Raw genomic sequence first — 10,182 nt, forward strand, 5'->3', positions numbered from 1 at the left:
AAGAAATTTCTATTTTTAACGTTTAGAATCTTGAAAAATTGTATAGCGCGTATTTTGTACACTCTAAAAAAACGAGTGAAAAAGAAGCATAGCTATAACCTTTTTTTATTTTTGCAGTATAAAGTAGTCAGTTACACGGCAAGCGTGAATCTGAATTAAGTTCGTAAATAATTGATAATTAGAACACAATATCAAATTGCTATGAGATTAAATACCGCAGTTATTTTAGCTGTTTTGACTTTTAGCTTAGTAGGCTTATCGTCATGTAGTAAAAGCGGTGGAAGCAAAACTGTTTCTTCTGCAACAGGTTGGGAATATAACAATCCTGACTTTGGTGGTTTTGAGTATAAGTCGGGCTATGAGCAAGAGACCGGACCCGGATTAATATTTATCGAAGGTGGTACATTTATTATGGGACGTGTTGAGCAAGACGTACTATACGAATGGAACAATGCTCCCAGAAGAGTAACTGTACCTTCATTCTACATGGATGAAACAGAAGTAAGAAACATTGATTATTTGGAATATTTGTTCTGGATTCAACGTGTATATGTTGATTATCCGGAAGTTTATAGGAAAGCTTTACCTGACACTTTAGTTTGGCGTCGTCCGATGGCTTACAACGAGCCAATGGTTGAAAACTATCTTCGTCACCCAGCTTATGCTGAATATCCGGTAGTTGGAGTAAGCCACATTCAAGCCCAAGATTACTGTAAATGGCGTACAGACCGTGTAAATGAAATGATCTTGGTTGATGAAGGCATTCTTGAGTTTGATGTTAACCAAATTGGTGAAAATAACTTCAACACAGAAGCATACTTATATGGTCAGTATGAAGGTATCCAGGGTAAAAACCCAATGGAAGATCTAAATCCAAATAATGATACTCGTAGAGTAAGATGGGACGACGGTATGTTATTACCTCGTTATCGCCTCCCAACCGAAGCTGAATGGGAGTATGCTGCTCTTGGTTTAATTGGTAATTCTTATGACGAAAGAATGACAGATCGTCGTATTTATCCTTGGAATGGTCATATTACCAGAAATCCTGATAAAAAAGAAAGAGGTAAAATGATGGCCAACTTTGTGAGAGGTACTGGTGACATGATGGGTCTTGCCGGCAACTTAAATGATGGTGGTGACATTACAGTTAATGTTAAATCATATTACCCTAACGATTACGGTTTATATTGCATGGCTGGAAACGTTAATGAGTGGGTAGCTGATGTTTATCGTCCACTTTCGTTTGAAGATATGGATGAATTCAGTCCTTACCGTGGTAATGTATTTAAACAAAAAGTTTTAGACGAAGAGGGATACATTGTTGAAAAAGATAGTTTAGGTCGTATTCGTTACCGTACCGAAGAAGATAAAGATATCTTGAACCGTAAGAATTACCGCACGGCAGATAACCGTAATTATGCTGATGGTGACGCAACCTCAAATGCTATTGTTGGAGATAACTGGAACGACGTTGACAACAATACAGGTACAATGTACTCAGGTGCCGCAAACAGCGACCTTGGAAGTTTGGTATCAGATCGCTCAAGGGTATACAAAGGTGGTGGTTGGAGAGACCGCGCTTATTGGTTAGCACCAGGTGCACGCCGCTATCTTGACGAAAGAGAAAGTCGTGATGATCTTGGCTTCCGTTGTGCCATGACACGTGTTGGTAGTCCAATACAAAGTAAAAAGAAATAATTCCCGTAGCAGAATAATCTCAAGAGGCTAGCTTTAAAAGTTAGCCTCTTTTTTTATTTTTGCTCTTAGCAAACAGATATTAATAATCAAAATCTTCAATGGATCAGATCGCGTTAATTCATCAGGCATATTTATCATCAAAAGGTGTATCTACTGACAGCCGTCAGAACAATCTTGGCTTTATGTTTTTTGCCTTAAAAGGGGAAAATTTTAATGGTAACAAATATGTACAGGAAGTACTAGAGAATGGAGCTAAATATGCCGTTGCCGATGATGAATCGTTGAAAGATATTGAGAATGTTTTTATAGTAAACGATGTACTAACTTCACTTCAGGAATTAGCGCAATACCATCGACGATTTTTAAACATTCCGATTATTGGCATAACGGGTACCAACGGAAAAACGACGACAAAAGAGCTGGTAGCTGCTGTTCTATCAAAGAAGTATGTTGTAAGTGCAACAAAAGGAAATTTTAACAACCATATTGGGGTGCCACTAACTATATTAAACATGGATAAGTCCATTGAAATTGGTGTTGTTGAAATGGGCGCTAATCATGTTGGAGAGATTGAAATACTATGTCATATAGCAGAACCAAATTATGGACTTATCACCAATGTTGGCAAAGCGCATCTGGAAGGATTTGGATCTTTTGAAGGGGTAAAAACAGCTAAAGGAGAACTCTATCAATTCGTGAAACAAACAAATGGAAAATTGTTTATTAACGCTGATAATCCTCACCTTAATAAAATGGCAGAAGGAATAGTCAATCGTATTGAATATGGAAGTTCAAAAGGAAGTGTAACCGGTAAAATAAATACAAACTCACCATTTATCTCAATCAATTGGCAAACCTCAAATGAAAATAAACACCTTATAAGCACAAATCTAATTGGAGCTTACAATCTTGAAAATGTACTATCAGCTATTTGTGTTGGTTTGGAATTAGGCGTATCTGAGGAAGATATTAATACAGCAATTAAGACATACACTCCTACTAATAACCGATCACAATTTATTCAGTCGGGAAGTAACCAAATTATTATGGATGCATACAATGCCAACCCAACCAGTATGCAAGTGGCACTTCAAAACTTCTCCGAAACGAATGCTGAAAACAAGGTTCTCATTTTGGGTGGCATGAAAGAGTTAGGGCAAGATTGTATCAATGAACACAAGAAACTGATAAAAGCAATCGAATCCATTGACACAACACGCGTTTTGCTCATTGGTGATGAATTTGAGTTTCTAAAAGACAATGCTAATGATATGGAGGTTTACCCGGATACTAAATCTCTTATTGATGGTATTACCAAGCACCCTATTTACGAATCTTATATTCTAATTAAGGGGTCGAGAAGTAATAAACTTGAAGAAGTGCTTAAATATCTTTAATCAAGATGAAAGTGCTTTAACTCGCTAAACTTTCTTAGTTTCTTGAAATAGAACGCCCAGATTATACTTTGAGGATACACCTCTTGATGGTGCCCTATTTTGCGGTAAGCAGTCAATTTCTTGCGTTTTAGTAACACATCTCCTAATCGGCTGTAAAAGCTGAAGTGAGCCTTCAAAACAGCGACAAAGTGTTTTACTTCTCCTCTAAATATAAAATGTAATCCTGCAACCCCATCTAAAACCATCCTGATAAACAACACTGATAGTAGTTGTTTTTGAGGAAGATTCTTCACCATCATCACCAGGTTATTTCTGAAGTTAAGATAGGTTTTGTGAGAGTTCTGCTGGCTTAAAGTAGCCCCTCCAACATGAAGAACTTCGCTCTGGGGAACCGCCATAATTGTATAACCCAAGTTCTTTATCCGCCAACACAAATCGATTTCCTCCATGTGCGCAAAAAACGATTCATCAAGTCCACCTGTAATCTTGTATAAATTTGACCGAATTAACAAAGCTGCACCTGTCGCCCAAAATATTGAAATCGGTTCGTCATATTGTCCTTTGTCCTCCTCAATATGATTTAAAATCCGACCCCGACAGAATGGATACCCCAAATAATCAATATATCCACCTGAAGCGCCTGCGTATTCAAAGTGACTCGGCTCATTATATGCTCTCACTTTTGGCATACATGCACCAATATTGGTGTCCTGTTCTATTTGCTCCATAAGTGGATTTAACCAATTGGCTTCAGGCGCAACATCACTATTCAGCAACAGGAAATATTCGGCTTCAATCTGTTTCAGTCCTTCATTATATCCACCTGCAAAACCATAATTCTTATCTAACTCGATGATTTTAACTGATGGAAATTGATGAGCTATATAATCGACACTTTCATCATCTGAATTATTGTCGATTACCACGACTTCTGCACCAGGACAATTGGAATTCTTGATTACGATCGGTAAGAACCTTTCAAGTAAACCCTTTCCGTTCCAATTCAATATAGCAACAGCTACCTTAATCATATTCTCTTTTAATTATCTGTCTGAATTTTGCGATTCTTTGAATATTTCCATCTTTTATGCGACCATAGCCAATCTTCAGGTCGCTCCAATATAATTTTTTCAAGATATTTAAGATGATTTTCAGTCACTTCGAATTCATCTGTGTGTTCCGGGCTCTCAACCAATGGAACAACTTCTAACTCGTAATACCCTCTTTTTATACGCCACATCTTTAAGAAAACAACCGGTGCCTTCAACGATTTAGCCATCTTTTCAGGACCTAACAAAACTGCAGTATTCTGATTAAGAAATTGGGTCCAGTATTGAATCTTAAAAAGATCCGGAGATTGATCCGCGATTAATCCAATTAAAAAACGCTGGTTCTTTCTTCTTAACTTTACAATTTCACGCATTGTATCCTTCATTGTAAAATTAAGACTGCCCCATTTACTTCTTAATTTCAACATATATTCGTCGAATACTTTATTTTTCAATGGACGATATGTAGCACAAGACAAATGTTTTGTGTGCAGATTAATAGAAGAAACCCACTCCCAGCAAGCATAATGCCCCATAACTGCAACAACATCCTTACCTTCATCGGCTAGCTTATTCAGGTATTCGACATTCTTTACCTGTACTCTTTTTCGCATCTGTTTTTCACTGATTGAAGGAATCTTAATGGTCTCAACAAGTGTATCGCAAAATCCTCTATAGAATTTCAAGCGAATTGATCTTAGTTCTTCTTTTGTCTTTTCCGGGAAAGAATACCTTAGATTTTCGTTGATAACACTGCGTCTATAACCAATTAATCGAATAAATTGATATAATATATCAGAGAAAAGATAAAGAACAAAGAAGGGTAGAAGACTATGCAACCACAAAAAAACTAATGCAATGTATGTACCTATTTTACTCATACTAAGTCAATAATTCAGATATGACTTTCTTAAACTCATTATATGTTGCATTGTTCGTGGCAATTATCTCCCTTCCAAATAAAAAGTTATCTCCCCCATCAAAATCGCAAACCTTACCTCCTGCTTGCTTGATTAAAAATGCTCCTGCTGCAACATCCCAGGGTTTTAAATTGTATTCATAAAATGAATCGAAACGACCACAAGCAACATACGCCAAATCCGTAGCTGCTGATCCTAACCGCCGCAGACCTCTTGAGTGAATCATAAAGTACCGCACTGATTCCATAAAGCCATCAAGTCGTGAGTAATCAGAATAAGGAAAACCAGTTGCTATTAAACTATCTTTAATACTTGAGGTACTTGACACATTAACTGTTTCTCCATTCAGGTACACAGGCCCACCTTTAGATGAATAAAAGCATTCATCCAGTCCAATCTCGTAAACAACTCCAATAACCAACTCTTCATTTTCCATTAAAGCTATACTAATGGCATATGGCGCAACTCCATGAATAAAATTAGTTGTACCATCAATAGGGTCAATAATCCAGTTATAAACTTCGCCTTTTGACTCTGCTGTTCCTTCTTCCGCTATAAATCCCGCATCAGGCAATATTTTTTGAAGTTCAGAAACTATCTTGCGCTCAGCACCTTTATCTACTTGGGTAACGAAATCATTGCTTCCTTTTATCTCGACATTAACCTGGTTAATTGCTCGCTCTTCTTTAATATACCTACCAACTTGCTTGGCTATTTCACAGACCTGTTTACAAACTGCTTCGTGATTCATACACTAAAATTACTTAATTAGATGAGTTCACCTATCATATTAAGTGAATCAAACGACAAATGTTTCAGTTTAACCCTCTGAATGGTGTTACCAAGCAACTTCTTAAAAGGCACCTCAACTTTGATGTAATTATCTGTAAAACCATTAATCATGCCATCGTTTTCTGTTCCCTCGAACAACACTGATCTTGTTTGCCCAATATAATCTTTATAATAAGCTCTGAACTTTTTATCAGATAGTTGATGCAAAATCCTGCTTCGCTCTTTTCTTATTGATACAGGAACCACATCCTGAATTTTAAGTGCTTGCGTATTTGGTCGTTCTGAATAAGTAAATACGTGCAGCTGCGAAATTTCTAAATCAGCCAGAAAATCATGGGTTATCTTAAAGTCTTCTTCTGATTCACCCCTGACTCCAACAATAACATCAACACCTATAAATGCATCAGGTACAAGCTCTTTTATTCTATTAATCTTGGATCTGAATAATGCAGTATCATATTTCCGTTTCATCAATTTAAGCACATTATCAGAACCTGATTGTAATGGAATATGAAAGTGTGGCATAAATTTATTCGACTCAGCTACAAACTCAATTATTTCGTCGGTTAAAAGATTTGGTTCGATTGATGATATTCGGAATCGTTGAATTGAATCAACTTTTTCAAGAACTTTTATCAACTGAAGGAAGGATTCTCCATTCCCTTGTCCGAAATCACCAATATTAACTCCTGTCAGGATAATTTCTTTTGCTCCATTGGCAGCTGCTTTTTGTGCTTGCTCTACCGTATTTGAAATAGTATCATTTCTACTACGACCTCTCGCGAATGGAATAGTACAATAGCTACAAAAATAATCGCAACCATCCTGCACTTTTAAAAAGCAACGTGTACGATCACCAAATGAATATGAAGGTTTGAATTCCTTATTACTTCCTATTTTTCCAGCATGAATCTCAACATCATCACCTTTTTTAAAGTCATTGATATATTGCAGAATATCAAACTTCTCATTGGAACCAAGAACTAAATCAACGCCTTCAATTTTCGATACATCATCTGGTTTCAGCTGTGCAAAACAACCCGTGACTACTATAAAAGCATTCGGATTTTTTTTTATAGCCTTTCGTATTACCTGTTTGCATTTTTTATCTGCCAGCTCAGTTACTGAACAGGTATTAAACAAATAAACATCAGCTGATTCTGAAATATCTACTTTTGCAAATCCCGCCTCAATCATTGTGCGCGCCACAGTTGATGTTTCGCTAAAATTTAGCTTACATCCAAAAGTATGAAACGCAACTTTCTTATTCTCAAATACTGAATTATCTATCATTGCAAATTATAAATGAAACTGCAAAGGTAGAAAAAAGCTTATAAGGAGTTACCTAAAAGGGCTTTTCAAGTGAAAAGCCCATAAAACTATAGTAGATCAGAAGCAAGTTCAGCCAAATAACTCCGCTCACCTTTTACCAAATTGACGTGTGCAAAGATTTCCTGCCCTTTCATTTTATCAGTCAGATAGGCCAGACCATTTGATTGCATATCCAAATATGGTGAATCGATCTGTTGCACATCGCCGGTAAATACCATCTTGGTTCCCTCCCCGGCCCTGGTTATAATGGTCTTCACCTCGTGAGGCGTAAGGTTTTGAGCTTCATCAATAATAAAAAAGGCATCTGAAAGACTCCTACCTCTGATATAAGCAAGTGGCGTAATGATTAACTGCTCGTTTTTTAGCATCTCATCGAGATTGTTTACCTCTTTACTGGTTGCTTTGAACCTACTCTTTATCACTCCTAAGTTATCAAACAAAGGTTGCATGTAAGGGCCAATCTTTTCATTAATATCACCAGGTAAAAAACCTAAGTCACGATTTGCTAAAGGCACAATCGGGCGAGCCAATAATATTTGATGGTATTGCTTGTGTTGTTGCAACGCTGCGGCTAAGGCAAGCAAAGTTTTTCCGGTCCCAGCCTTTCCAGTGAGCGAAACAAGTTTAATATCAGGGTTCAACAGAGCATTTAATGAAAAAGTTTGTTCGGCATTACGAGGATCAATTCCATATGCACCATGCTTCTCGACTCTTCGGATCAGATTTGAGAATGCATCATTATGTGCCAACACAGACTGATTGCCATTTCTCAAGACAAAATACTGATTGGCCGGAAGGTTTTCATCCATAGGAAATTCATCTATCGGGATTCCCTGATGTTGATAAAGCGCTTCAATCAAACTCTTATCAAACTCTTCATGTATCTCAACTCCTTTGTGAAGAATATCAATATCCTTAACCTTATCGTTCTCATAATCTTCAGCCAATAATCCAAGTGATTTAGCTTTTAGCCTCAGATTAATATCTTTCGTAATCAGTACTGTGAGTCTTTCTGGAAATGCTGTCTGTACATGAAGTGATATGGCAAGAATCCGATGATCAGCTGTAGATTCATTAAAAGATTCTTTCATTACTTCAGGTGTAGGTTTACCTGTAGCTACAAATAGTTTACCTTTATCAGAACCGAGTGGAATACCTTCGTTAAAAACCTTTTCTCCAGCCATTTTATCCATCTCGCGTGCAAACTCACGTGCCTGAAAATTAATTAAATCGTTTCCTTTTTTAAATTTATCAAGCTCTTCCAACACAACGATAGGAATTATCACATCATTTTCCTCAAAATTGTAAATACATCCGTGATCGTGCAGAAGAACATTAGTGTCTAAAATAAAAAGTTTTTTCGCCATAAGTTATGGTTTTGTTTCTCTTAAAGATATAGAAAAAAACACCTCTTGATTCGGAATAAGCAATAAATTTGCATCATGAATTACAAAGAAACACTTGACTTTTTGTTTGCTCAACTCCCGATGTATCAAAGAGTGGGTAAAGCCGCATATAAGGCAGACCTGGAAACTACAATTGAGTTAGACAAGTATTTTAAGCATCCGCATAAAGCTTACAAAACGGTTCATGTTGCCGGCACTAATGGTAAAGGATCTGTATCCCACTGCATTGCATCCATTCTTCAAGAAGCCGGATATAAAGTTGGATTATATACATCACCACACTTAAAAGATTTCAGGGAACGAATTAGGGTGAACGGACAGATGATAAACGAACAAGCCGTTACTGATTTTGTTGCATCGCACAAAAATATTATAAGCGAATTACAACCTTCGTTTTTCGAGATGACAGTTGCATTGGCTTTTGATTACTTTAGGCATGAACAAGTTGATATTGCAGTGGTTGAAGTTGGAATGGGTGGACGACTCGACTCAACCAATATCATCAATCCTGAACTTTCAGTCATTACAAACATTGGATTAGATCACACTGCTTTTTTAGGAGATTCAATAGGTTCAATAGCAGTTGAGAAAGCAGGAATAATTAAAGAACAGACACCTGTTATTATCGGTCAAACTCAAAAAGAAACTCAAGAAATCTTTAAAGTAAAAGCAAAGGAAGCCGGTGCAACAATTCGGTTTGCAGACGTTGAGCTTGATATCTCTACAGCTACTTTGTCAATTAATGAAAGACAGATTCTTCAAATTTACAAAGAGGGGAATATAAGATACAAAGACTTAAAACTTGATTTATTAGGAACATACCAACATAAAAATGTTCTAACCGTATTAGTGGCCATTGAAGAACTTGGGAAAAAGCTAGATGTATCAAGAACTAATATTTACAATGGTTTAAGTAATGTTACTAAAAACACTGGTTTATTGGGCAGGTGGCAATACCTTGGTTATAATCCAAGGATAATTTGCGATACTGGCCACAATCTTGACGGGATGACCATGCTGGTTAAACAAATAATGAACACCCCACACGAAAAGCTACATATGGTTTTAGGAATGGTAAACGATAAAGATCATGCAGCAGTATTAGAAATTTTGCCAAAAAATGCCATTTATTATTTCACAAAGGCAGCAATTCCACGTAGTTTAAATGAAAAGAAACTACAGGAACTTGCTCATAAAGCTGAATTAAAAGGAGAAACTTTCGAAAACGTTGATGAAGCTTTAAAAGCAGCTAAAAAAAACGCTGGCATCAATGATCTGATTTTCATCGGTGGAAGCACTTTCATTGTAGCAGATATTCTAGAAAAGTACTAATTAAATTTGGAGGAGAGCAAAAAGAGATATACATTTGCATCGCTTTTCTAAAGAGATGGGCAGTTCAGGGCGATTAGCTCAGTTGGTTTAGAGCACTTGGTTTACACCCAAGGGGTCGGGGGTTCGACTCCCTCATCGCCCACCTGATAATGATTAAACGAAATCATTGAATGTAATTTATTGAATTACCTGAAAGTATTCAGGGCGATTAGCTCAGTTGGTTTAGAGCACTTGGTTTACACCCAAGGGGTCG

Annotated in this window: 8 protein-coding genes and 2 tRNA genes (1 of these 10 running past the window's edge); 5 read left to right on the forward strand and 5 right to left on the reverse strand. The window is 36.9% G+C overall.

Annotated features, from left to right (window positions below; translation table 11 throughout):
* Nucleotides 1–201 precede the first annotated feature (201 nt).
* Both gldJ and AC4MRQ_RS05310 read left to right on the forward strand, forming a co-directional pair.
* On the forward strand, nucleotides 202–1,701 hold the full coding sequence (gene gldJ / locus AC4MRQ_RS05305) for a gliding motility lipoprotein GldJ (RefSeq protein WP_491196615.1): 1,500 nt from the start codon (nucleotides 202–204) through the stop codon (nucleotides 1,699–1,701).
* Between the two features lie 98 nt (nucleotides 1,702–1,799).
* Complete coding sequence (locus AC4MRQ_RS05310) at nucleotides 1,800–3,098, forward strand: UDP-N-acetylmuramoyl-tripeptide--D-alanyl-D-alanine ligase (protein WP_491196616.1); 1,299 nt, start codon at nucleotides 1,800–1,802, stop codon at nucleotides 3,096–3,098.
* Here the strand turns inward: AC4MRQ_RS05310 and AC4MRQ_RS05315 are convergent.
* The 5 genes from AC4MRQ_RS05315 to AC4MRQ_RS05335 all read right to left on the reverse strand — a co-directional run bounded on the left by AC4MRQ_RS05315 (nucleotide 3,095) and on the right by AC4MRQ_RS05335 (nucleotide 8,558).
* On the reverse strand, nucleotides 3,095–4,129 hold the full coding sequence (locus AC4MRQ_RS05315) for a glycosyltransferase family 2 protein (RefSeq protein ID WP_491196617.1): 1,035 nt from the start codon (nucleotides 4,127–4,129) through the stop codon (nucleotides 3,095–3,097). The genes AC4MRQ_RS05310 and AC4MRQ_RS05315 overlap by 4 nt on opposite strands.
* A gap of 8 nt (nucleotides 4,130–4,137) precedes the next feature.
* Entirely contained in the window at nucleotides 4,138–5,028 is an 891-nt protein-coding gene (locus tag AC4MRQ_RS05320; RefSeq protein WP_491196618.1) for a lysophospholipid acyltransferase family protein, read from the reverse strand.
* Between the two features lies 1 nt (nucleotide 5,029).
* Nucleotides 5,030–5,818, reverse strand: coding sequence for an inositol monophosphatase family protein (locus tag AC4MRQ_RS05325; protein WP_491196619.1), 789 nt, complete (start codon nucleotides 5,816–5,818; stop codon nucleotides 5,030–5,032).
* 17 nt (nucleotides 5,819–5,835) lie between these two features.
* Entirely contained in the window at nucleotides 5,836–7,152 is a 1,317-nt protein-coding gene (mtaB, locus tag AC4MRQ_RS05330) for a tRNA (N(6)-L-threonylcarbamoyladenosine(37)-C(2))-methylthiotransferase MtaB (protein WP_491196620.1), read from the reverse strand.
* An 86-nt stretch (nucleotides 7,153–7,238) separates the two neighbouring features.
* Complete coding sequence (locus AC4MRQ_RS05335) at nucleotides 7,239–8,558, reverse strand: PhoH family protein (protein ID WP_491196621.1); 1,320 nt, start codon at nucleotides 8,556–8,558, stop codon at nucleotides 7,239–7,241.
* A gap of 75 nt (nucleotides 8,559–8,633) precedes the next feature.
* On the opposite strand from AC4MRQ_RS05335, the gene AC4MRQ_RS05340 reads away from it, so the two are divergent.
* From AC4MRQ_RS05340 to AC4MRQ_RS05350, 3 genes are all read left to right on the forward strand, one after another.
* The gene (locus AC4MRQ_RS05340; RefSeq protein ID WP_491196622.1) at nucleotides 8,634–9,929 is read left to right on the forward strand and encodes a bifunctional folylpolyglutamate synthase/dihydrofolate synthase; all 1,296 of its coding nucleotides are present in this window, start codon (nucleotides 8,634–8,636) and stop codon (nucleotides 9,927–9,929) included.
* A 67-nt stretch (nucleotides 9,930–9,996) separates the two neighbouring features.
* Nucleotides 9,997–10,071, forward strand: a tRNA-Val gene (locus tag AC4MRQ_RS05345).
* A gap of 60 nt (nucleotides 10,072–10,131) precedes the next feature.
* Nucleotides 10,132–10,182: transfer RNA gene (locus AC4MRQ_RS05350), tRNA-Val, on the forward strand; it runs 124 nt beyond the window's last position.

The sequence above is a fragment of the Carboxylicivirga sp. genome (genome assembly GCF_982718395.1).